The organism is Enterobacter sp. BWH52 (assembly GCF_001037565.1).
In the GTDB taxonomy this organism is placed as follows: Bacteria; Pseudomonadota; Gammaproteobacteria; order Enterobacterales; family Enterobacteriaceae; genus Enterobacter; species Enterobacter hormaechei_C.
Genome location: NZ_KQ089854.1, coordinates 1,426,069 through 1,448,477, shown reverse-complemented (window position 1 = coordinate 1,448,477; position 22,409 = coordinate 1,426,069). Strand labels below are relative to the sequence as shown.

The following is a 22,409-nucleotide window of genomic DNA, read 5'->3' as shown; positions in this document are numbered from 1 at the left end:
CTGGCGGCGGACGAAAAGGAATTGGCGTACCAGTGTGTGTGCTACTGGCGCTTCAAAAGAAGCTTCCGATTCGCCCGCCAGATGCAGAATTATACCCTTTTCCTTAGGGCGAACGAAGCCTGCAGCATACTGCTGCTCACACACTTTCAGGACGCCAATCCCGGCACCTGATTTTGCAGGTGCGCCGCCATTTTATTACTGTAGATTTATCCAGCAACCAACGTAGTACGAAACTGGAAAGCGCTTCGCAAAATTCCTCTGCGGTCTGTTGCCCTCACCCCAACCCTCTCCCACAGGGAGAGGGGGAAAAGCAGGCATAAAAAAACCGGGCATTCGCCCGGTTTTTAACATTAACGTTCAATTCACTCAGTGAGCCGCTTCCGGCTTGTGCTTCGCCGCACTCTGGAAATCGTACGTCAGTTCGTTCTTCGCCTGATCCAGCCCTACCGTGACCTGGCCGCCGTCCACCAGCGAGCCAAACAGCAGCTCGTTCGCCAGCGGCTTCTTCAGGTTGTCCTGAATCACGCGCGCCATCGGACGGGCACCCATCGCACGGTCGTAGCCTTTCTCAGCCAGCCAGTTGCGGGCCTCCTGGCTCACTTCCAGCGACACGCCTTTCTGATCCAGCTGAACCTGCAACTCGACGATGAACTTGTCCACCACCTGATGGATCACCTCGGTAGACAGGTGATCGAACCAGATAATGTTGTCCAGACGGTTACGGAACTCCGGCGTGAAGATCTTCTTGATCTCTTCCATCGCATCGGTGCTGTTATCCTGGTGGATCAGGCCGATGGATTTACGCTCGGTTTCCCGCACGCCCGCGTTGGTGGTCATCACCAGCACCACGTTGCGGAAATCGGCCTTGCGCCCGTTATTATCGGTCAGCGTCCCGTTGTCCATCACCTGCAACAGGATGTTGAACACGTCCGGGTGCGCTTTCTCGATTTCATCGAGCAGCAGGACCGCGTGCGGATGCTTGATAACCGCGTCCGTAAGCAGGCCGCCCTGGTCAAAGCCCACGTAGCCCGGAGGTGCACCAATCAAACGGCTGACGGTGTGACGCTCCATATACTCGGACATATCAAAGCGCAGCAGCTCAATGCCCAGCGCTTTGGAGAGCTGAACCGTCACCTCGGTTTTCCCCACGCCGGTCGGACCGGCGAACAGGAAGGAACCAACCGGCTTGTGGTCATGCCCCAGGCCAGCACGGGCCATCTTGATCGCTTCGGTTAAGGCCTCAATGGCTTTATCCTGACCAAAGACCAGCATTTTCAGGCGATTGCCGAGGGTGCGCAGGGTATCACGGTCGCTCTGAGAAACGCTCTTCTCAGGAATACGCGCGATGCGGGCCACCACGGACTCGATATCCGCCACGTTCACGGTTTTCTTACGCTTGCTGGCTGGCATCAGGCGTGCACGCGCACCTGCCTCATCAATCACGTCGATCGCTTTATCCGGCAGATGACGATCGTTGATGTATTTCACCGCCAGCTCCACCGCCGCACGGACCGCTTTCGCGGTGTAACGCACGTCGTGGTGTGCTTCGTACTTGGTTTTCAGGCCGTTGATGATCTGCACCGTTTCGTCAACCGACGGCTCGGTAACGTCGATTTTCTGGAAACGACGCGCCAGCGCACGATCCTTCTCAAAGATGTTGCTGAACTCCTGGTACGTCGTGGAGCCCATCACGCGGATCTTGCCGCTGGAGAGCAGCGGTTTGATCAGGTTAGCGGCATCCACCTGGCCACCGGAGGCCGCACCTGCGCCGATGATGGTGTGGATCTCATCGATAAACAGGATGCTGTTGGTGTCCTGCTCCAGCTGTTTTAACAGCGCTTTGAAACGTTTTTCGAAATCACCGCGGTATTTGGTGCCCGCCAGCAGCGAGCCAATATCCAGCGAGTAGATGGTGCAGTCGGCAATCACTTCCGGCACGTCGCCCTGCACAATGCGCCAGGCCAGCCCTTCGGCAATCGCGGTTTTACCCACGCCAGATTCCCCCACCAGCAGCGGGTTGTTCTTGCGTCGACGGCACAGCACCTGGATGGCACGCTCCAGCTCTTTGTCGCGACCAATCAACGGGTCGATACCGCCAACGCGAGCAAGCTGGTTAAGGTTGGTGGTGAAGTTTTCCATACGATCCTCCCCGCCTGCTTGCTCTTCATTGCTGTTGATCTGTCCGCTGGGATCCGATGCCTGGTTAGGCTCGTCTTTTCGCGTTCCGTGAGAGATGAAGTTAACCACGTCGAGCCGGCTGACTTCGTGTTTGCGCAGCAGGTAGGCCGCCTGGGACTCCTGTTCGCTGAAGATGGCGACTAAGACATTGGCGCCAGTCACTTCGCTACGTCCGGAAGACTGGACGTGGAAAACCGCGCGCTGCAACACGCGCTGGAAGCTGAGCGTCGGCTGCGTGTCGCGCTCTTCTTCACTGGCTGGCAGCACCGGTGTGGTTTGTTCGATGAAGGCTTCGAGTTCCTGACGTAGCGCCACCAGATCCACGGAGCAGGCTTCCAGCGCTTCGCGGGCAGATGGGTTGCTAAGCAGTGCGAGCAGCAGGTGCTCGACGGTCATAAACTCATGTCGGTGCTCACGCGCTCTGGCGAAAGCCATGTTTAAACTGAGTTCCAGTTCTTGATTGAGCATAGGCACCTCCCCCAATTTTATGCCTTATCAGGCCTTTTCCAGCGTACACAGCAACGGATGCTCGTTCTCCCTCGCATAGTCGTTCACCATCGCTACTTTGGTTTCCGCGACTTCGGCAGTGAAGATGCCGCAGATCGCTTTGCCACGATAATGAACGGTAAGCATCAGTTGCGTTGCACGTTCAACATCATAAGAAAAGAACTTTTGTAGCACGTCAATAACAAATTCCATCGGCGTGTAATCATCGTTCATTAACATAACTTTATACATAGATGGCGGTTTTAGCGCGTCGCGCACTTTATCTTCCGCCAGCTGGTCAAAATCCAGCCAATCGTTGGTCTTACCCATTATGCATAACCACTTTGAATCTACCTCAGATGTTAGATAACAATCATCTATTACTGTCATCCGCGATGTCTGTCACAAACTGTTGCAATAGCGTTAACTGCCTCAAATTTTGGTTGATTATTGTCCCAACTCCAGCGCCAAACGCTTGACGGCTTCTTCCGTTTCTCTAAATTGTACAAGCGTGAGTTGGCGAGGTTTTGAACAGCCCCCACTCCACCACCGGTTCATTCCATCTTAATTTATAAGATTTACGAAGGATGTCGAAGCATGGAAATGGGTACTGTTAAGTGGTTCAACAACGCCAAGGGGTTTGGCTTCATTTGCCCCGAAGGCGGCGGCGAGGATATCTTCGCTCACTATTCCACCATTCAGATGGATGGTTACAGGACGCTCAAAGCCGGGCAGTCCGTCCGGTTCGATGTACACCAGGGGCCAAAAGGCAATCACGCCAGTCTTATCGTGCCCGTTGAAGCAGAAACGGTTGCATAGCTCTCTGATTCATTGTGTACACCCCGCAGGCAAAATGCCAGCCCGATCGGCTGGCATTTTTATTTTCGGGCTATTCCCGCGCCAGCGCATCCACCGGATCGAGCCGCGCCGCGTTTCGCGCCGGCAGCCAGCCGAAAAGAATACCGGTGAAGGTGGAACATAAAAACGCCGTCAGGATCGCCATCGGCGAGAAGCCAATTTCCCAGCCCGGTAAGAAGAGCTGGAGCGCGAAGGCGATCATCATCGAAAGCGCAATCCCCATCGCGCCTCCCACCAGACACACCAGCACCGCTTCAATCAAAAACTGCTGGAGCACGTCGCTGGCTCTGGCCCCGACCGCCATGCGGATGCCTATCTCCCGCGTACGTTCGGTCACCGACACCAGCATAATGTTCATCACCCCAATCCCGCCGACGACCAGCGAAATCACCGCCACCAGCGTCAGGAACAGCTGAAGAGTACGTGTGGTCTTTTCCGCCGTTTTCAAGAGGCCGTCCATGTTCCAGGTGAAGAAATCCTTTTTCCCGTGGCGCAGGGTTAACAGCCGCTCGAGCTGCTGTTCCGCCAGCGCGCTGTCGTAGCCCTCCTTCACTCGCACGGTAATGGAGTTAAGCCAGGACTGCCCCATAATGCGCCCGGAAATGGTGCTGTATGGCAGCCAGACGCGCAGGATCTTGCTGCTGCCAAACATGGACTGTTTCTCTTCCGCCACACCAATCACCGTGGCGGGCATGTTACCCACCAGGATCACTTCCCCCACTACACGGGTTTTATTGGGGAAAAGCTGTCTGCGCGAGTTCGCGTCCAGCACCACCACCTGCGCCCTGCCCGCCAGCTGCTCCGCGTTGAAGGTCGCCCCTTCGCTAAAGGTCATGCCGTAGACGTTGAAGTAATCTCCGCTGACGCCGTTAGCACTGGCCGCCACGTCGATGTTGCCGTAGCGCAGACGCAGGTTTTGCGACACGGCAGGCGTGGCGGAGTTCACCCACGGCTGCTTCTGAATAGCCGCCAGATCGTCGTATTTCAGCGCCTGCTGATACTGCGGCTCGTCGTCGCCAAAATCTTTGCCGGGGTAAACGTCGATGGTGTTAGTCCCGATGGCCCGAATATCCGCCAGCACCAGCTGTTTCGCCGCATCGCCCACCACCACAATCGACACCACCGAGGCAATACCGATAATGATGCCGAGCATGGTCAGCAGAGTGCGCATTTTGTTGGCCGCCATCGCCAGCCAGGCCATGGTCAGCGCCTCGCGGAAACCGCTGGAAAACTGGCCCCAGCCGGTGGACACAGGCAAAGCTTCTTTCGCCGCCGCCGCTCTGGACTGACGCGGCGGCGGGTTGCTGACCAGCTCGCCGTCGTGGATCTCGATAATGCGTTCCGCCTGCGCCGCCACCTGCGGATCGTGGGTGACGATAATCACCGTATGCCCCTGATCGCGCAATTGATGCAGGATCGCCATCACCTCTTCACCGGAATGGCTGTCGAGCGCACCGGTTGGCTCATCGGCGAGGATCACCTGTCCGCCGTTCATCAGCGCGCGGGCAATACTCACGCGCTGCTGCTGACCGCCGGAAAGCTGCGAAGGCTGATAATCAACACGCTCCGCCAGCCCAAGACGCGTTAACAGCGCCTTCGCGCGTTCAAGGCGTTTTTTGCGCTCGACGCCCGCATACACCGCCGGCACCTCCACGTTCTGCGCCGCGCTCAGGTGTGAAAGCAGATGGTAACGCTGAAAAATAAAGCCAAAATGCTCGCGACGCAGCTTCGCCAGCGCGTCGCCGTCCAGGGTGGAAACATCCGTCCCGGCCACGCGATAGGTGCCGCTGGTGGGCTTATCCAGACAGCCGAGAATGTTCATCAGCGTTGATTTACCCGAGCCCGACGCCCCGACAATCGCCACCATTTCACCGGCTTCAACGCGCAGGGAGATGCCCTTCAGCACCTCCACCGGCCCGTCGCCGGACGGATAGCTGCGACGAATGTCATTCAGCTCAAGCAGCGCCGTCATTGCGCGGCTCCGGGCAGGGTTTCGCTGGTGACCACTTCTTCACCCTCTTCCAGCCCTTTTACCACCACCACGTCGGTGTCGTTACGCGCGCCAATCACTACTTCCCGCTCGCGGGTTTCGCCGTTGCGCAGCACTTTCACCTTGTAGCGATTGTCCCCGGCGGATTCGCCCAGCGCGGAGAGCGGAACCGTCAGCACGTTTTTCACGCCGGTCAGCTGGATATGCACCTGGGCGGTCATGTCCAGACGCAGCACGCCCTGCGGGTTTGGCACCTCGAAACGCGCGTAGTAGAAGATGGCGTCGTTGACCTTTTCCGGCGTCGGCAGGATATCTTTCAGCACGCCCTCATAGCGGGTTTGTGGATCGCCCAGCACCGTAAACCAGGCTTTCTGCCCCGGCTTAAGGTGAATGACGTCCGCTTCGGATACCTGGGCTTTCACCAGCATGGTGCTCATATCCGCCAGGGTCAGGATGTTTGGCGCCTGCTGCGCGGCGATGACCGTCTGGCCTTGCAGGGTGGTTATCTGCGTCACTTCCCCGGCCATTGGCGCAACGATTTGCGTGTAATCGAGGTTGGTTTTCGCCGTATCCAGCGAGGCCTGATTCCGTTTGATTTGCGCATCGATGGTGCCAATCTGCGCCTGCTTCACCGCCAGTTCCGTGGCGGCTGTGTCCAGATCCTGTTTCGAGATGGCCTGCGTTTTCGCCAGCGCCTGCTGGCGCGTCAGGGTGACCTGAGCGAGATTACGCTCGGCCTGAGCCTGCGCGCGCTGCGCGCGCAGCTCCATCAGCGTCGCTTCCACTTCGCGGATCTGGTTTTGCGCCTGCTCAGGATCGATCACGCCCAGCAGCTGGCCTTTTTTAACCTTATCGCCAATCTCAACTGACAGGGTTTTAAGCTGACCGCTGACCTGCGCGCCCACGTCAACCTTACGCAGGGCATCCAGTTTCCCCGTCGCCAGCACGTTTTGTTGCAGCTCGCCCGGACGAACAATCAGCGTTTGATACTGTGGTACCGGCGCGTTCAGTACCTTCCATAACCAGAATCCGCCCGCTAACACCACTACCGCCAGCAGCAGAAACAGCTTTCTGCGTTTTCCCTTCAGGTTCATAAATATTCCAAATAGTTGTTCTGGCTATCATCACCGTTGATTTTATCTAAACCACTCCTCAACGAAACCCCCGATCCCCGTAATCGTCGGGAATTGTTTACCCGATGTTGATAAAGCGCCTGCTGAAATAGCGATATTCCACCAGAAGCAGGATCTAACATGTCTTCCATCGTCGATACACCTTATTCAACGCTGCCCCAGCCTAAATCGGGCTGGCAACTGTTTAAAAGCCTGACATCGGGTTCCCTCACGCCGGGGCTGGCGTGGCAAAATCCGGCCTATCGACGTAAGTTTATGTTGCGCTCGCTGGCAACGCCGTTCACCACTGCGCGCCTGCTCGGAAACCTTGCAAAACAGCCCCGTCTGATGCAGATCCTGCGCGTGCAGCCCGGCCTGCCGTGCCGCCTGCACCGGCCGTGGCTGACCGTAAATATGGGTCGTCAGAATACGCTGGACGCATTGAACGATCACTATCAGATGATGAGCCGCCATCTTCCGGCGTCGCTGCTCAACGGCTACCTCTCCAGCCAGGGCATCACGCTGGTGACGTTAACGGGCAAAGAGGAACAGCAGTTTAGCGTTCGCCTGAGCGCGGATGCGTTTCTGGACAAAGAAGGGGAAGCGACCCTCACTTTTTGCGACCACCAGAACACGGTGCTGGCCGAGCTGACCTTTACGCTGTGCAAATACCAGGGCAAGACAACGCTCTTCATCGGCGGAATGCAGGGGGCGAAAGCGCATGTCCCGCACGAGCACATTCAGCTGGCGACCAAAGCCTGTCACGGACTGTTCCCAAAACGTCTGCTGGTTGAAGCGGTCATGACGCTGGCAGGCGCCTTCCCGGTCGAGCAGATTCTCGCGGTGAGTAACGCCACCCACATCTACCGCAGCTGGCGCTATCGCAAGAAAAAAGAGGGAAAATTGCTGGCTGACTATGACAGCTTCTGGCGCTCCCTTGGCGGACAGCAGCAGGATAACGGCAACTTTGCCCTGCCACTGACCATGCCACGCAAACCGATGGAAGAGATTGCGAGTAAAAAACGGTCCGAATACCGCCGCCGCTATACCCTGCTTGATAGCCTGATCCAACAGGTTTCGCAGGCGACTGACCGCTAATCGGCCCTCCCGCGAGCCAGCCAGAGGACGCGGGAGAACATTTTACGCAGCAGCGTGGGCACCGACTCCACGCCTCGCCTGCCGGCTTCCGTCGCGACTTCAATGGCCAAATCCGGTTTTGACGACCGATGGATAGCTTTGGCAATCACCCGACGCATGTTCATGGGTACATCCACCGGGATCATCGCCACACGGTGAAAGACGTCGTCAAATCCCTGACGGTACATAAAGTGCTCCATGTCCATCGCAGGCAGCGCGGTCAGATGTTCCCGCTCCTCTTCACGATCGTTATTGAGCAGGCTGCGCACGGTCGCCGCATATTTTTTACCCGCCTCATCGCCATCCACCAGCACGTGCCACTCTATCCCCATCCGGCGCGCAAATTTGATCAGCGGTTTTAAGCCAGACTGAGCAAATTCGATCACTTTGATCCCTTCGGCATCAAAGTGGTGCCCGCACTGGCGAGCCAGCTCGTTTATCACCCAGGTTTCCGTTTCCCCTTCCACCAGCAACCAGCAGCGGGCAAACAGGGAAGAGGCACGGTTAAAACGGATATGAAACGCAATCCGTCGGCCATCTTCGGCATTTAACCCGCCGGGCCCGAGCCGGTAGGCGGTGACCCGCGACGATTCACGCACCAGGCGGCAGACATACTCTACCGGCGTCAGAGAGAGCAGCTCTCCGGAATTCGTGGTGGTGACTCGCTGCAACGGCAGCAGATTAAGAAGATGCCACGCCACGGAAAGCATAATCGGGTGGAGCCGCGTTTCCGGATCTTCCACCAGCAGCAGCGGGCGCGCGTCCCGATCCAGGCGCACCGTCCCTTTCGCCTGTAAAAGCGTGGAGAATAAACCCAGCAGGATCACCCGATGCGTGCGCCCGCCGGGGCGGTCGATCATGCGGTTGATAATATCGAGATAGCGCCAGCTTCGTTGTTCATCGTGCGAGCGGCGACGCATCAGACGGTGGCGCGCCTGCCCCGTTCCCTGCTCGGAGAAGTAGTGCTCCAGCAGTTGTACCATGGCAGACAGTCCCTGACGGATCTGGCCGTCGGTGAGGTTCTGCGGCCGTGAGACCAGTTCACGGGCGAGGAAATCCAGTTCGCGGGCGGTTACTTCCACCTCGGGCATATTCGGCACGGTGCCGTTACGGATCCGCCGCATAAAACGCGCGTCGCGTAAGCGCAATACGGGGGAGAGGCGGATAAGATGTCGGGCAAGCTCGTCAATATTATCGAGCGGGATCGGATTCCCCTTCTCATCAAGAAATTCACGCAGGGTTAATACCCCGTCGTTTTGCGCCATTTCGCCCTCAAGGCGATAGAAAATACGCTGGAACCCATCTTCACAGGGAACCCAGCAGGCCGACATAGGGCGAAAACGACGCACGCGATGGCGGCCGGGCTCGGATTCGCGGAAGGTCAGAATGATATGCAGGTGTTTCTCGCGCCCGTTGACATCCCCCGGCGGAAACCAGAAGTCATCATGAACGAAGTGGTACAAGTTCTCTTCGGGCGAAAGCAGCAGCGTCAGGGCATCCAGCAGGCTGGATTTACCCCAGGCGTTTTCGCCTATCAGGACGTTGTTCTGTTCCAGTTGCAGCGACAGGCGGTTAATCCCGCGAAACCCGACAATCTCCACACGTTCGAGTAGCATACATCCCCCGCAATTCGGCCACTTTTTCCTTCAAGTTATCAGCAGTATAGCGGCAGGCTGTGGGTCACGACAGCAGAATATACGCCCCCTTAATTATTGGGCTATGCTCTAATTACCTCCGTTCTGAACAAGGATTGACATCACATTGCCTTAAATCAAATTTAGTGAATTTATTTGAGTGGCGAAGGGATGTTGATGGTTTCAAAATACTGGCTCTTTGAGTCGTCATCCCTTTATGGCGATATAACCCGCGCGCAGGAATGGGCGCGGACGTTTATTATTGAGGTGGTTATGTTCAGAAAATTAGCGGCAGAATGCTTTGGCACATTCTGGCTGGTGTTTGGTGGCTGCGGTAGCGCAGTACTGGCAGCCGCATTTCCGGAATTAGGTATTGGATTTGTCGGCGTCGCGCTGGCATTCGGTTTAACCGTATTAACCATGGCATTCGCCGTGGGGCATATTTCCGGCGGTCATTTCAACCCGGCCGTCACATTAGGTTTATGGGCGGGCGGACGTTTCCCGGCGAAAGATATTATTGGCTATATTATTGCCCAGGTTATTGGCGGTATTATTGCCGCGGCGGTGCTGTACGTAATTGCCAGCGGAAAAGCCGGGTTTGACGCCGCGGCCAGCGGATTTGCGTCGAACGGCTTCGGCGAACACTCGCCAGGCGGCTACTCAATGCTGTCTGCTATCGTGATTGAAATTGTGCTCACCGCAGGTTTCCTGTTGGTGATCCACGGCGCAACGGACAAATACGCGCCTGCGGGCTTTGCCCCCATCGCTATTGGTCTGGCGCTGACGCTGATCCACCTCATCTCCATCCCGGTGACCAACACCTCCGTTAACCCGGCGCGCAGCACCGCGGTGGCTATTTTCCAGGGCGGCTGGGCGCTTGAACAGCTGTGGCTATTCTGGGTGATGCCAATTATCGGCGGTATTCTGGGCGGCGTGCTGTATCGCACCCTGCTGGAAAAACGCGATTAATGGTTTTCCCCCCTCTCCCTGTGGGAGAGGGCCGGGGTGAAGGCATCAGGCCGCACCACCCCAAATAGACAAGCCGGGTAAGGCGTAGCCGCCACCCGGCTTTTTTTGTAGCTTTACCTCACAGCCTTTATTGGGTAGTGTCTCTGGCGCTTAACTGATACTCAAAAGGACCGGCTGTTCATGTTCTCAGGACTCCTCATCATTCTTCTGCCCCTGATTGCGGGCTACCTTATTCCGCTGCGTCATGAATCGGCCTTAAAGCTTATTAATCGTTTTCTCAGCTGGATTGTTTACGTCATTCTGTTCTTTATGGGGATCAGCCTGGCCTTCCTGGATAATCTGGCGACGAACTTGCTTTCCATTCTGCATTATTCTGCGGTTACGGTAGTGGTTATTCTGCTGTGCAATATTGCCGCGCTGTTCTGGTTGGAACGCACTATTCCCTGGAAAAATCACCATCATCAGGAAAAGCTTCCCTCCCGTATTGCGATGGCGCTGGAATCATTAAAGCTGTGCGGCGTGGTGGTACTCGGTTTTTTACTGGGTCTGACCGGCTGGGCATTTTTACAGCACGCAACGGAAGCCAGCGAATATACGCTTATTTTCCTGCTCTTCCTGATTGGTATTCAGCTGCGAAATAATGGCATGACGCTGAAACAGATTGTCCTTAACCGCCGGGGCATGATGGTTGCCGTTATCGTTGTGGCCAGCTCACTGGCGGGGGGAGTGATTAACGCCTTTATTCTCGATCTGCCGCTGAAAACCAGCCTGGCGATGGCGTCCGGTTTCGGCTGGTATTCGCTCTCAGGTATTCTGCTGACCGAATCGTTTGGTCCGGTGATCGGCAGCGCCGCCTTCTTTAACGATCTGGCGCGCGAGCTGTTAGCCATCATGCTGATCCCCGGCCTGGTACGCCGCAGCCGCTCTACTGCGCTGGGCCTGTGCGGGGCCACCTCAATGGACTTTACCCTGCCGGTGTTACAGCGCTCGGGAGGGCTGGAGATGGTTCCTGCCGCCATCGTACACGGCTTTATTCTGAGCCTGCTGGTACCCATTCTGATGGCGTTCTTCTCAGCCTGATACTGCTTTGGCGGTAGTGAACCTGCCGCCAAAATTGCGCTAAATCAATAACCCTCCACTTAGTATAAGAAAGCACTTTTCTCTGCTGTGGCACAGGCATAACCTTAAACATGTATCTCAAATATAACTTTAACAGGTGTGATTATGTTTTGTGTGCAATGTGAACAAACCATCCGTACCCCAGCAGGCAACGGCTGCTCTTACGCGCAGGGTATGTGCGGCAAAACCGCAGAAACGTCCGATCTCCAGGATCTGCTGATTGCGGCGCTGCAAGGCTTGTCCGCCTGGGCCTTCAAAGCCCGTGAATATGGCATTGTCGATCACTATGTCGACAGCTTTGCGCCGCGCGCATTTTTCTCCACGCTGACCAACGTTAACTTCGATTCTCCACGCATTGTGGGCTATGCCCGCGAAGCGATTGCCCTGCGTGAAGCCCTGAAAGCGCAGTGCCTGAATGCCGACGCCAGCGCCCGCGTGGACAACCCGATGGCGGAGCTACAGCTGGTGAGCGACGACCTGGGCGAGCTACAGCGTCAGGCCGCAGAATTCACCCCAAATAAGGACAAAGCGGCAATTGGCGAGAACATCCTCGGCCTGCGCCTGCTGTGCCTGTACGGTCTGAAAGGTGCTGCGGCCTATATGGAGCACGCGCACGTACTCGGCCAGTACGATAACGCTATTTACGCCCAGTACCACAAAATCATGGCATGGCTGGGCACCTGGCCTTCCGACATGAACGCCCTGCTGGAATGCTCGATGGAAATCGGCCAGATGAACTTCAAAGTGATGAGTATTCTGGATGCCGGTGAAACCAGCACCTACGGCCACCCAACGCCAACGCAGGTCAACGTCAAAGCGACCGAAGGCAAATGCATCCTGATCTCCGGTCATGACCTGAAAGATCTCTACAACCTGCTGAAGCAGACCGAAGGCACCGGCGTTAACGTCTATACCCACGGCGAAATGCTGCCCGCGCACGGCTACCCGGAGCTGCGTAAATTTAAGCATCTGATCGGTAACTACGGCAGCGGCTGGCAGAACCAGCAGGTGGAGTTTGCCCGCTTCCCTGGCCCAATCGTCATGACCTCTAACTGCATCATCGACCCGACCGTCGGCGCGTATGACGACCGTATCTGGACCCGCAGCATCGTCGGCTGGCCGGGCGTGAGCCACCTTGAAGGCGACGATTTCGGTCCGGTTATAGCTCAGGCGCAGCAGATGGCAGGCTTCCCGTACAGCGAAATCCCGCACCTCATCACCGTCGGTTTTGGCCGTGAAACCCTGCTGGGTGCGGCGGATTCCCTGATTGACCTCGTCAGCCGTGAAAAACTGCGTCACATCTTCCTTATCGGCGGCTGTGACGGCGCGCGCGGGGAACGTAACTACTTCACCGATTTCGCCACCCGCGTACCGGAAGACTGCCTGATCCTGACCCTGGCCTGCGGTAAGTACCGTTTCAACAAGCTGGACTTCGGCAACATCGAAGGTCTGCCGCGCCTGGTGGATGCGGGTCAGTGTAACGATGCGTATTCAGCCATCATTCTGGCGGTCACGCTGGCAGAGAAACTGGGCTGCGGCGTGAACGACCTGCCGCTGTCGCTGGTGCTCTCCTGGTTCGAGCAGAAAGCGATCGTTATTCTGTTGACCCTGCTCTCTCTCGGCGTGACCAACATCGTCACCGGGCCGACTGCGCCAGGCTTCCTGACGCCGGACCTGCTGGCCATCCTGAACGAGAAATTTGGTCTGCGTTCCGTGACCAACGTTGAAGATGATATGAAGCAACTGCTGAGCGCGTAAGGAGTAACTCATGACCATGCCAACCTCACAATGTCCGTGGCGGATGCAGGTTCATCACATCCATCAGGAGACGCCGGATGTGTGGACGCTGTCGCTGCTGTGCCATGACTACTACCCGTACCGCCCAGGTCAGTATGCGCTGGTTAGCGTGCGTAATTCGGCGAATACCCTGCGCGCCTACACCCTCTCCTCCACGCCGGGCGTGAGCGAATACATTACGCTCACCGTCCGTCGTATTGATGACGGCGCAGGATCCGAGTGGCTGACCCGGGACGTGAAGCGCGGGGATTACATCTGGCTGTCTGACGCGCAGGGCGAGTTTACCTGTGACGACAAGACGGAAGATAAATTCCTGCTGCTGGCGGCAGGCTGTGGCGTGACGCCGATTATGTCGATGCGTCGCTGGCTGGCGAAATACCGTCCTCAGGCCGACGTGCAGGTGATTTTCAGCGTGCGTTCCCCGGAAGATGTGATTTTTGCCGAAGAATGGCGCAACTATCCGGTGACGCTGGTGGCTGAGCACAACGCGACGCACGGTTTTGTCGCGGGGCGCCTGAGCCGCGAGCTGCTGCAAAGCGTGCCGGATATTGCGAACCGTACCGTGATGACCTGCGGCCCGGCGCCTTATATGGAGATCGTGGAGAAAGAAGTGAAAGCGCTCGGCGTGACCCGCTTCTTCAAAGAGCAGTTCTTCACGCCTGTAGCGGCAGCGGCGACCAGCGGGATGAAGTTCACGAAGCTGCAACCGGCGCAGACTTTCTTTGGCCGCGTGGGCACCACGCTGCTTGAAGCGCTTGAAAGCAACAACGTGCCGGTAGCGGCGGCCTGTCGCGCCGGGGTGTGCGGTTGCTGTAAGACCAAAGTGGTTTCCGGTGAGTACACGGTCACCAGCACCATGACGCTGACCGACGCGGAAATTGCCGAGGGCTATGTGCTGGCATGTTCGTGCCATCCGCAGGGCGATCTTGTGCTCGCATAATCTGTCGTGGCTCACCTGTAGGCCCGGTAAGCGTCAGCGCCACCGGGCTTTTTGCCGGGTGGCACTACGTTTACCCGGCCTATGTTGTGCCTACTGCCTGTACGGCAGCCCGTTATTTGTTTGACTTTGCCAGGCGCGTCGCGCAGAAAAACCACCTGTACTTAAAGAGGACTGAGCAGGCAATACAGCGACTTTCTTCTAAGCTTGTAAGCGATATCACATAAAGGAGAAGGACCACCATGAAACAAACCGTGGCTGCATACATAGCGAAAACCCTGGAGCAGGCTGGCGTAAAGCGTATCTGGGGCGTCACCGGCGATTCGCTGAACGGACTCAGCGACAGCCTCAACAAGATGAAGACCATTGAATGGATGCCCACCCGCCATGAAGAGGTCGCCGCCTTTGCCGCGGGTGCCGAAGCGCAGCTCACGGGCGAACTCGCCGTCTGTGCAGGTTCCTGCGGACCGGGAAACCTGCACCTTATCAACGGTCTTTTCGACTGTCACCGCAACCATGTTCCGGTGCTGGCGATTGCCGCACATATTCCGTCATCCGAAATCGGCAGCGGCTATTTTCAGGAGACGCATCCTCAGGAGCTGTTCCGTGAATGCAGCCACTATTGCGAGCTGGTCTCATCACCGGAGCAGATCCCACAGGTGCTGGCGATAGCCATGCGTAAGGCGATCCTGAATCGCGGGGTTTCGGTGGTTGTGCTGCCGGGGGACGTGGCGCTGAAGGCCGCACCTGAAACCGCCACCACCCACTGGTACTCTGCGCCACAGCCAACCATTACCCCTGCCGAAGAAGAGCTGAAAAAGCTGGCGCAACTGCTGCGATACTCCAGCAATATCGCCCTGATGTGCGGCAGCGGCTGCGCCGGTGCGCATAAAGAGCTGGTGGAATTTGCCGGCAAGCTCAAGGCGCCAGTGGTGCACGCCCTGCGCGGGAAAGAGCACGTTGAATACGATAATCCGTACGATGTCGGCATGACCGGGCTGATCGGTTTTTCCAGCGGCTTCCACACCATGATGAACGCCGACACGCTGATCCTGCTCGGCACTCAGTTCCCGTACCGCGCGTTCTACCCGACGGATGCCAAAATTATCCAGATCGACATTAATCCCGGCAGCATCGGCGCGCACAGCAAGGTGGATATGGCGCTTATCGGCGATATCAAATCCACCCTCGCCGCCCTGCTGCCGCTACTGGAAGAAAAAACGGACCGCAAATTCCTGGATAAAGCCCTGAGCGACTATCGCGATGCGCGTAAGGGGCTGGACGATCTCGCCAAACCGAGCGAAAAAGCGATCCACCCGCAGTATCTGGCGCAGCAGATCAGCCACTTCGCCGACGACGATGCCATCTTCACCTGCGACGTGGGAACGCCCACCGTCTGGGCAGCACGCTACCTGAAAATGAACGGCAAACGACGCCTGCTTGGGTCGTTCAACCATGGCTCAATGGCCAACGCCATGCCGCAGGCGCTGGGCGCAAAAGCGACGGCACCGGAACGTCAGGTGGTGGCGATGTGTGGCGACGGCGGGTTCAGTATGCTGATGGGGGATTTCCTGTCGGTGGCGCAGATGAAGCTTCCGCTGAAAATCGTGGTCTTTAACAACAGCGTGCTGGGCTTCGTGGCGATGGAGATGAAGGCCGGAGGCTACCTCACGGACGGCACCGAGCTGCACGACACCAACTTCGCCCGCATCGCCGAAGCCTGCGGTATCACCGGTATTCGGGTGGAGAAAGCCTCAGAGGTGGACGACGCCCTGCAACGCGCCTTCGCCATCGACGGCCCGGTGCTGGTGGATGTGGTGGTCGCCAAAGAAGAGCTGGCGATCCCGCCTCAAATCAAGCTGGAACAGGCCAAAGGATTTAGCCTCTACATGCTGCGCGCCATCATCAGCGGGCGCGGTGACGAGGTGATCGAACTGGCAAAAACCAACTGGCTCAGGTAAAACATCTGGCATCGCCTTTTTAAATATAAGGACATGCCATGATTGATTTACGTAGTGATACCGTTACCCGTCCGGGCCGCGCCATGCTCGAAGAGATGATGGCCGCCCCGGTCGGGGACGACGTCTACGGCGATGACCCGACGGTCAACGAACTCCAGCGCTATGCGGCCGAGCTGAGCGGTAAAGAGGCTGCTCTGTTCCTGCCCACCGGCACACAGGCTAACCTGGTGGCGCTGCTCAGCCACTGCGAGCGCGGCGAGGAGTATATCGTCGGCCAGGGGGCGCATAACTACCTGTACGAAGCCGGCGGCGCAGCGGTGCTCGGCAGCATCCAGCCGCAGCCGATCGATGCTGCGCCGGACGGTACGCTGCCGCTGGACAAAGTCGCGGCGAAAATCAAAGCCGACGATATTCACTTCGCCCGCACTAAACTGCTAAGCCTCGAAAACACCCATAACGGTAAAGTCCTGCCGCGCGAATACCTGAAAGCGGCATGGGATTTTACCCGCGAGCGCAAGCTCGGCCTCCACGTTGACGGCGCACGTATCTTCAACGCCGTGGTGGAGTACGGCTGCGAGCTGAAAGAGATCACCCAATATTGCGACTCGTTCACCATTTGCCTCTCTAAAGGGCTGGGCACGCCGGTAGGTTCCCTGCTGGTTGGCAGCGCAGACTACATCAGACGCGCCAACCGGTGGCGCAAAATGACCGGCGGCGGGATGCGTCAGGCGGGTATTCTGGCGGCTGCCGGACTGTACGCCCTGAAAAATAACGTGTCACGCCTGAAAGACGATCACGACAATGCGGCGTGGATGGCAGCGCAGCTGCGTGAAATCGGCGCTGATGTCATGCGACACGACACCAACATGCTGTTTGTCCGCGTCGGCGATGAGCATGCTGCCGCGCTGGGCGACTTTTTGAAAGCCCGAGGCGTGCTGATCAACGCCTCCCCGGTCGTGCGACTGGTGATGCATCTTGACGTTAACCGCGAGCAGTTGACCGAGGTGGTGAAACACTGGCAGGCGTTTTTACAGCGTTAAGGAGCATACCGTGCCGCAACGTATTCTGGTGCTCGGCGCCAGCGGGTATATCGGTCAGCATCTGACCACTGCGTTAAGCCAGCAGGGGCACCAGGTGCTGGCAGCGGCACGCAACACGGAACGCCTGCAAAAGCTACATTTGCCTGGCGTGACGTGTCACAACGTTGACCTTAACTGGCCGAAAGCGCTTCCTGCGCTGCTGGAAGGGGTCGATACGCTTTACTACCTTGTCCACAGCATGGGCGAAGGCGGCGATTTTATCGCCCACGAGCGTCAGGTGGCGATGAACGTTCGTGATGCGCTGCGGCAAACGCCGGTGAAGCAGGTGATTTTTTTAAGCTCACTCCAGGCGCCTGAGAACGAGCAGTCAGATCATCTGCGCGCCCGACAGCTGACGGCAGAAACGCTGCGAAGCGCCCGTATCCCCGTCACCGAACTCCGGGCAGGGATCATCGTCGGCGCGGGTTCCGCCGCGTTCGAAGTGATGCGCGATATGGTCTACAACCTGCCTGTGCTGACGCCGCCGCGCTGGGTACGCTCGCGCACCACGCCCATTGCGCTGGAGAATTTACTCCACTATCTGGTGGCATTGCTGGATCACCCGGCGGAGCAGCATCGCGTGCTGGAGGCGGCAGGCCCGGAAGTGCTGAGCTATCAGGCGCAGTTCGAACATTTTATGCGGGTGAGCGGCCGCCGCCGCTGGCTGATCCCCATCCCCTTCCCGACCCGCTGGATATCAGTGTGGTTTTTGAATGTGATCACCTCCGTGCCGCCGACGACCGCCAAAGCGCTGATCCAGGGGCTGAAGCACGATCTGCTGGCGGACGATCGCGCGCTGCGCGCCTTAATCCCTCAGGAATTGATCCGCTTTGACGACGCGGTACGTAATACGCTGAAAGAAGAAGAGAAGCTGGTGAACTCCAGCGACTGGGGCTACGACGCGCAGGCGTTTGCCCGCTGGCGGCCCGAGTACGGCTATTATCCGAAACAGGCGGGCTGTACGGTCAAAACCACGGCCAGCCTTGCAGCGCTGTGGGAAGTTGTGAACCAGATTGGCGGCAAAGAGCGCTATTTCTTCGGCAATATTCTGTGGCAAACGCGCGGCGCGCTGGATCTGCTGGTCGGTCACCGGCTGGCAAAAGGCCGCCCTGCCCATCCCTGGCTGAAGGTGGGCGATACCGTCGACAGCTGGAAGGTGATTATCGTTGAGCCGGAAAAACAGCTGGCGCTGCTGTTTGGCATGAAGGCGCCAGGGCTGGGGCGGCTCTGCTTCACCCTGAAGGACAAGGGCGACCATCGTGAACTGGACGTTCGGGCATGGTGGCATCCGCACGGAATGCCGGGTCTGGTTTACTGGTTGCTGATGATCCCGGCACACCTGTTTATCTTCCGCGGAATGGCGAAACGGATTGCGCTACTGGCAGAAGAAAAGCGGGAAAATAACTAAATAAAACTCTTAATCTTTCACCTTTCCCATTGCAACACATCGTAATTCACGAAAGAATGCGCACGAAATTCTTTTCAACACAGTGGATTGTTATGAAGGTACTGGTTACCGGGGCGACCAGCGGCTTAGGCCGAAATGCGGTCGAGTTTCTGCGCAACAAAGGCATCAGCGTGAGGGCCACCGGTCGCAATGAGGCGATGGGTAAGCTCCTGCAAAAAATGGGCGCTGAATTTGTCCATGCCGATCTGACGGAGCTGGTCTCCTCTCAGGCCAAGGTGATGCTCGCCGGTATCGATACGCTGTGGCACTGCTCCAGTTTTACCTCCCCGTGGGGTACCCAGGAAGCCTTTGATCTCGCCAACGTGCGCGCCACGCGCCGTCTGGGTGAATGGGCCGTCGCCTGGGGCGTGCGTAACTTTATTCATATTTCCTCTCCGTCGCTCTATTTCGACTATCACCACCATCGTGATATTCAGGAAGATTTCCGCCCGGCGCGCTTTGCCTGTGAGTTTGCCCGCAGTAAAGCGGCGGGCGAAGAGGTGATCGACCTGCTGGCCCAGTCAAACCCGCACACCCGCTTTACCGTGCTGCGTCCGCAGAGCCTGTTTGGGCCGCACGACAAAGTCTTCATCCCGCGACTGGCCCAGATGATGCATCACTACGGCAGCGTGCTGTTACCGCGCGGCGGCGATGCGCTGGTGGACATGACCTATTACGAAAATGCCGTTCACGCCATGTGGCTGGCGAGCCAGCCGGAATGCGATAAGCTGGTGTCGGGGCGCGCGTATAACATCACCAACGGCGAACCCTGTACCCTGCGCAGCATTGTGCAAAGGCTGATTGACGAATTAAAAATCGACTGCCGGATCCGTTCCGTTCCCTACCCAATGCTGGACATGATTGCCCGCAGCATGGAGCGTTTTGGCAGCAAATCGGCGAAAGAGCCTGCGCTGACGCATTACGGTGTGTCGAAGCTCAACTTTGATTTTACGCTGGATATTTCTCGGGCGGAGAACGAGCTGGGATATAAACCGATTGTCTCGCTGGATGAAGGGATAGTGCGTACGGCGGCGTGGTTACGGGATCACGGGAAGTTGCACCGGTAAGCGTTCCTGCCTCATGTAGGCCGGGTAAGCGCAGCGCCACCCGGCAAAAAACAGAGAGTGCGGACTGATGCCCTCACCCCGGCCCTCTCCCACAGGGAGAGGGTGCAGACACTAAAACGGCAACCCTGGGGGTTGCCGTTTGCTTTTACAGAGCCGTCCAGGCTTCAGCCCATGCCAGACCTGCGCCTGGTTCATAGTACGTTGGAGAGTTGTTACACCAGCCGCTGTACGGGAACGGTTTGCACTGGAACAGTTTACCGTGGTTGTTCACGATATCACCGGCGTTGTACTTGCTGTTCGCGCTCCATGCCGGGTAAGACGTATCTTCTCCGGATGGCGTTGCCGCTTTCGCTTTCACGTTCAGCAGGTAAGACGTGGTGCTGCTCAGCTCGCCATCGCTGACGGTTAGGCTCACTTCATACTGCTGCGCCGTCGCAGACTCTGGCGCTGTGAAGGTCACAACCGCTTTGTCCTGACCGGTAACAGTCTGACCATCCTGGGAACGCCAGGTATACGTCAGTTTGTTGCCATCAGGATCGGTGGAGCCTTCCGCACTCAGAGAAACCTGCGCACCTGCTTCCACTGCACCGATCGGACCGGCAATCTGCGCAACCGGCGCGTGGTTCACCACAACAGGTTCGACCGGGGTTTCATCCGGCGTTGGTGTTGGCGCTGGCGTTTCATCGCCAGATGGCGTCGGTGTTGGCGTGACCGGGGTTTCGTCCGGGGTAACGGAAGAACCATCATCGTTAACGATTTTCACGTTAAAGAACTTCTGCACGCACTTGCTGTAGTCACCTTCTTTAAAGGCGCTGAACGGAGTCTGGTAGCCCACCAGCTGGCAAGAGTAGGTCTTGCCGTCCGGGGTATCCGCGCTCCATCCCCAGTCCTGTTCCCAGTAAATCTTCAGGGCGCCTGCGCCACCTTCGTCGAACTGCTTCATGTTGGCGCAACCCAACACTTCATTCGCCGGAACAGGCACTTTCAGGTAGTTTGCAAACTCTTTGTAGTATTTGATACGGTTCTGAGACTGCGCAATTTCAGTCGGGCCGCCGCACTCAACGCCGCCGTTGATGATCTGGGTGGTCACACCAAAGCCCGGAACCAGACCGTTGGCTTTATCGTGGTCGTTCGGCTGCCATGTACCGTCGATCACCTGCAACATGCTTGGTTTTGGCGGCTGCGGATAGGCGAAGAAGAAGATCGCACTCGCCAGGTTCAGCCAGGTGTCCGCCACCAGCTCAGGTTTGTCGAGCAGCGTACGCACGTCGCCGTACATCGCTTCAGAGAATGGACCGTAGTTGTAGTTGTAAGACAACTGTTTCGCACCGCGTCCGAAATAGCTCAGGAAATCGCCGTCTTTATCTTTACCGCAAGGCCAGGTCTGTCCTTGCCAGACGTCCGGGTTACATTCGCCGTTATAACCGCCCTTCTGCCCTTCGCTCCAGCCCATTTCACGTACGTGGACCAGCGCCTGACGCCATTCGGCTTCCGGACGCCAGCTTTCGTGGCCGCCAGTTTCCTGGGCAAAGTGGGCAAACATGGTGGCCAGCTCTTTGCGACAGATGGCGTCGCTGTCACGACCGTCATTATAGGTTTTACACAGCGCCGGGAATTTACCCACGGCTTTCAGGAAGTTGCTGTAGGTATAGGCCTGGGCGCGCAGCGGGAAGAGATATTCCCAGTCGCTGGCTTTCACAATCCCTTCAACGCGTTTAACGTTGTCCGGGTTCGCCGCCCGGCCTGGCTCAATCAGTTCGACCTGCGCGTTATCCAGCGTCTGGATGGTCTCTTTAACCGAAGCCATCAGCGGGAAGTCCGTCAGTTCCTTCTCTTTCTTCGCCAGATCGCTGGCTTTGATGGTGTACGTCTCACTGCTGGTCTCCTTCAGATTCGCAGCCTGGGCCATGAATGGCGCCACGCAGGCTCCCGCAATGAGTACACTCAGTAACGTCCTTTTGTTCATTTCAGTTTTCCTGTTCGTTTCAAATTAAATGTTAATATCCCGGCTTAGGTATTACTCCGTTAATACATAAACCACATTCAGCTGTTTTCACTTTTCGAAGAACACCTTCAGGAATTCTTCAAAAATAAAAAACGTTAATAACGTGCTGCTAATTTCAGTTGCTGATATTTGGCCCAGACCTTATGGGCATATTTCATCCTCTGCGGATAATTTTCTTTTTTCAGTCCGGCGTTATACGCGCCAACGGCTTCCCAGTTATAGCCATACACCCTGATCATCCCGGAAAGGATAGAAGCCCCGACCATGATCGAAGTACACGGCTCCGTGATTAATCGATATTCGTCGATGCCTCTGCTTTCCAGCGCGGTAAAATGCGAACTGTTGATTTGCATCAGCCCGACATCCCGCGTGCCATCACGGTTTTGCCCAACCGCATACGGATTCATACCGGATTCCACATTCGCTATCGCGTACAGTAAATAAGGATCGACATGATAATAATGCGCCGCTTTATCCCAACAATTTGCCAGTGCGCTTTGGCTTATTATCAATAACAACAAAATTAACTTTTTCATTTTTACCTGCTGACAGTTTCGGTTATTTCTCCTTACCAACATCCTGTAAAATGAATTTTGAATCACTCCCCCTCTAAAGGGGGAGTGATTAATGGGT

General features: G+C 57.1%; 17 protein-coding genes. 10 read left to right on the top strand and 7 right to left on the bottom strand.

What is annotated here, in order from left to right:
- Positions 1 to 366: 366 nt before the first annotated feature.
- The gene (gene clpA / locus SK47_RS06790) at positions 367 to 2,646 is read right to left on the bottom strand and encodes an ATP-dependent Clp protease ATP-binding subunit ClpA (protein ID WP_006809407.1); all 2,280 of its coding nucleotides are present in this window, start codon (positions 2,644 to 2,646) and stop codon (positions 367 to 369) included.
- A 27-nt stretch (positions 2,647 to 2,673) separates the two neighbouring features.
- On the bottom strand, positions 2,674 to 2,994 hold the full coding sequence (gene clpS, locus SK47_RS06785; protein ID WP_006174393.1) for an ATP-dependent Clp protease adapter ClpS: 321 nt from the start codon (positions 2,992 to 2,994) through the stop codon (positions 2,674 to 2,676).
- 267 nt (positions 2,995 to 3,261) lie between these two features.
- Here clpS and cspD point away from each other — a divergent pair, with 267 nt between their 5' ends.
- Positions 3,262 to 3,483: a cold shock-like protein CspD gene (cspD, locus tag SK47_RS06780; protein ID WP_006809408.1), complete on the top strand. Its 222-nt coding sequence runs from the start codon at positions 3,262 to 3,264 to the stop codon at positions 3,481 to 3,483.
- Positions 3,484 to 3,553: 70 nt separating this feature from the next.
- Here the strand turns inward: cspD and macB are convergent, their stop codons facing one another.
- On the bottom strand, positions 3,554 to 5,494 hold the full coding sequence (gene macB / locus SK47_RS06775) for a macrolide ABC transporter ATP-binding protein/permease MacB (RefSeq protein WP_032608952.1): 1,941 nt from the start codon (positions 5,492 to 5,494) through the stop codon (positions 3,554 to 3,556).
- Entirely contained in the window at positions 5,491 to 6,606 is a 1,116-nt protein-coding gene (gene macA / locus SK47_RS06770; RefSeq protein WP_017384842.1) for a macrolide transporter subunit MacA, read from the bottom strand. Before macA ends, macB begins: the two co-directional genes overlap by 4 nt.
- A 159-nt stretch (positions 6,607 to 6,765) precedes the next feature.
- On the opposite strand from macA, the gene SK47_RS06765 reads away from it, so the two are divergent.
- Positions 6,766 to 7,722, top strand: coding sequence for a VirK/YbjX family protein (locus SK47_RS06765; RefSeq protein WP_022650714.1), 957 nt, complete (start codon positions 6,766 to 6,768; stop codon positions 7,720 to 7,722).
- On the opposite strand, the gene SK47_RS06760 is transcribed toward SK47_RS06765, so the two are convergent.
- A complete protein-coding gene (locus tag SK47_RS06760; RefSeq protein ID WP_023324396.1) occupies positions 7,719 to 9,377 on the bottom strand; it encodes an ATP-dependent endonuclease in 1,659 nt (552 codons plus the stop codon). The two genes, SK47_RS06765 and SK47_RS06760, sit on opposite strands and share 4 nt — an antisense overlap.
- A gap of 291 nt (positions 9,378 to 9,668) precedes the next feature.
- On the opposite strand from SK47_RS06760, the gene aqpZ reads away from it, so the two are divergent.
- The 8 genes from aqpZ to SK47_RS06720 all read left to right on the top strand — a co-directional run bounded on the left by aqpZ (position 9,669) and on the right by SK47_RS06720 (position 19,771).
- On the top strand, positions 9,669 to 10,364 hold the full coding sequence (gene aqpZ / locus SK47_RS06755; RefSeq protein WP_026080729.1) for an aquaporin Z: 696 nt from the start codon (positions 9,669 to 9,671) through the stop codon (positions 10,362 to 10,364).
- A gap of 180 nt (positions 10,365 to 10,544) precedes the next feature.
- On the top strand, positions 10,545 to 11,444 hold the full coding sequence (locus SK47_RS06750) for a LysO family transporter (RefSeq protein WP_048243701.1): 900 nt from the start codon (positions 10,545 to 10,547) through the stop codon (positions 11,442 to 11,444).
- 144 nt (positions 11,445 to 11,588) lie between these two features.
- Complete coding sequence (gene hcp / locus SK47_RS06745) at positions 11,589 to 13,241, top strand: hydroxylamine reductase (protein ID WP_017384847.1); 1,653 nt, start codon at positions 11,589 to 11,591, stop codon at positions 13,239 to 13,241.
- A gap of 10 nt (positions 13,242 to 13,251) precedes the next feature.
- Positions 13,252 to 14,220, top strand: coding sequence for an NADH oxidoreductase (gene hcr, locus SK47_RS06740; RefSeq protein WP_048243699.1), 969 nt, complete (start codon positions 13,252 to 13,254; stop codon positions 14,218 to 14,220).
- Between the two features lie 239 nt (positions 14,221 to 14,459).
- The gene (gene poxB / locus SK47_RS06735) at positions 14,460 to 16,178 is read left to right on the top strand and encodes a ubiquinone-dependent pyruvate dehydrogenase (RefSeq protein WP_017693711.1); all 1,719 of its coding nucleotides are present in this window, start codon (positions 14,460 to 14,462) and stop codon (positions 16,176 to 16,178) included.
- Between the two features lie 38 nt (positions 16,179 to 16,216).
- A complete protein-coding gene (gene ltaE / locus SK47_RS06730; RefSeq protein WP_032657903.1) occupies positions 16,217 to 17,218 on the top strand; it encodes a low-specificity L-threonine aldolase in 1,002 nt (333 codons plus the stop codon).
- A 10-nt stretch (positions 17,219 to 17,228) separates the two neighbouring features.
- Positions 17,229 to 18,665: an SDR family oxidoreductase gene (locus tag SK47_RS06725; RefSeq protein WP_047654012.1), complete on the top strand. Its 1,437-nt coding sequence runs from the start codon at positions 17,229 to 17,231 to the stop codon at positions 18,663 to 18,665.
- Positions 18,666 to 18,757: 92 nt separating this feature from the next.
- Positions 18,758 to 19,771, top strand: a complete 1,014-nt coding sequence (locus tag SK47_RS06720; RefSeq protein WP_017384852.1) for an NAD-dependent epimerase/dehydratase family protein — start codon at positions 18,758 to 18,760, stop codon at positions 19,769 to 19,771.
- Between the two features lie 145 nt (positions 19,772 to 19,916).
- Here the strand turns inward: SK47_RS06720 and SK47_RS06715 are convergent, their stop codons facing one another.
- The gene (locus SK47_RS06715) at positions 19,917 to 21,737 is read right to left on the bottom strand and encodes a chitinase (RefSeq protein ID WP_047654013.1); all 1,821 of its coding nucleotides are present in this window, start codon (positions 21,735 to 21,737) and stop codon (positions 19,917 to 19,919) included.
- A 134-nt stretch (positions 21,738 to 21,871) separates the two neighbouring features.
- Complete coding sequence (gene iagB, locus SK47_RS06710) at positions 21,872 to 22,312, bottom strand: type III secretion system invasion protein IagB (protein WP_022650708.1); 441 nt, start codon at positions 22,310 to 22,312, stop codon at positions 21,872 to 21,874.
- Between the last annotated feature and the right edge of the window lie 97 nt (positions 22,313 to 22,409).

Excerpts from the sequence above, each read along its gene's own strand:
- SK47_RS06765 (WP_022650714.1), top strand. The coding sequence starts at position 6,766 with ATGTCTTCCATCGTCGATACACCTTATTCAACGCTGCCCCAGCCTAAA.
- macA (WP_017384842.1), bottom strand. The coding sequence starts at position 6,606 with ATGAACCTGAAGGGAAAACGCAGAAAGCTGTTTCTGCTGCTGGCGGTA.
- SK47_RS06715 (WP_047654013.1), bottom strand. The coding sequence starts at position 21,737 with ATGAACAAAAGGACGTTACTGAGTGTACTCATTGCGGGAGCCTGCGTG.
- ltaE (WP_032657903.1), top strand. The coding sequence starts at position 16,217 with ATGATTGATTTACGTAGTGATACCGTTACCCGTCCGGGCCGCGCCATG.
- aqpZ (WP_026080729.1), top strand. The coding sequence starts at position 9,669 with ATGTTCAGAAAATTAGCGGCAGAATGCTTTGGCACATTCTGGCTGGTG.
- hcr (WP_048243699.1), top strand. The coding sequence starts at position 13,252 with ATGACCATGCCAACCTCACAATGTCCGTGGCGGATGCAGGTTCATCAC.
- clpS (WP_006174393.1), bottom strand. The coding sequence starts at position 2,994 with ATGGGTAAGACCAACGATTGGCTGGATTTTGACCAGCTGGCGGAAGAT.
- poxB (WP_017693711.1), top strand. The coding sequence starts at position 14,460 with ATGAAACAAACCGTGGCTGCATACATAGCGAAAACCCTGGAGCAGGCT.
- iagB (WP_022650708.1), bottom strand. The coding sequence starts at position 22,312 with ATGAAAAAGTTAATTTTGTTGTTATTGATAATAAGCCAAAGCGCACTG.
- cspD (WP_006809408.1), top strand. The coding sequence starts at position 3,262 with ATGGAAATGGGTACTGTTAAGTGGTTCAACAACGCCAAGGGGTTTGGC.
- SK47_RS06720 (WP_017384852.1), top strand. The coding sequence starts at position 18,758 with ATGAAGGTACTGGTTACCGGGGCGACCAGCGGCTTAGGCCGAAATGCG.
- hcp (WP_017384847.1), top strand. The coding sequence starts at position 11,589 with ATGTTTTGTGTGCAATGTGAACAAACCATCCGTACCCCAGCAGGCAAC.
- SK47_RS06760 (WP_023324396.1), bottom strand. The coding sequence starts at position 9,377 with ATGCTACTCGAACGTGTGGAGATTGTCGGGTTTCGCGGGATTAACCGC.
- SK47_RS06750 (WP_048243701.1), top strand. The coding sequence starts at position 10,545 with ATGTTCTCAGGACTCCTCATCATTCTTCTGCCCCTGATTGCGGGCTAC.
- clpA (WP_006809407.1), bottom strand. The coding sequence starts at position 2,646 with ATGCTCAATCAAGAACTGGAACTCAGTTTAAACATGGCTTTCGCCAGA.
- macB (WP_032608952.1), bottom strand. The coding sequence starts at position 5,494 with ATGACGGCGCTGCTTGAGCTGAATGACATTCGTCGCAGCTATCCGTCC.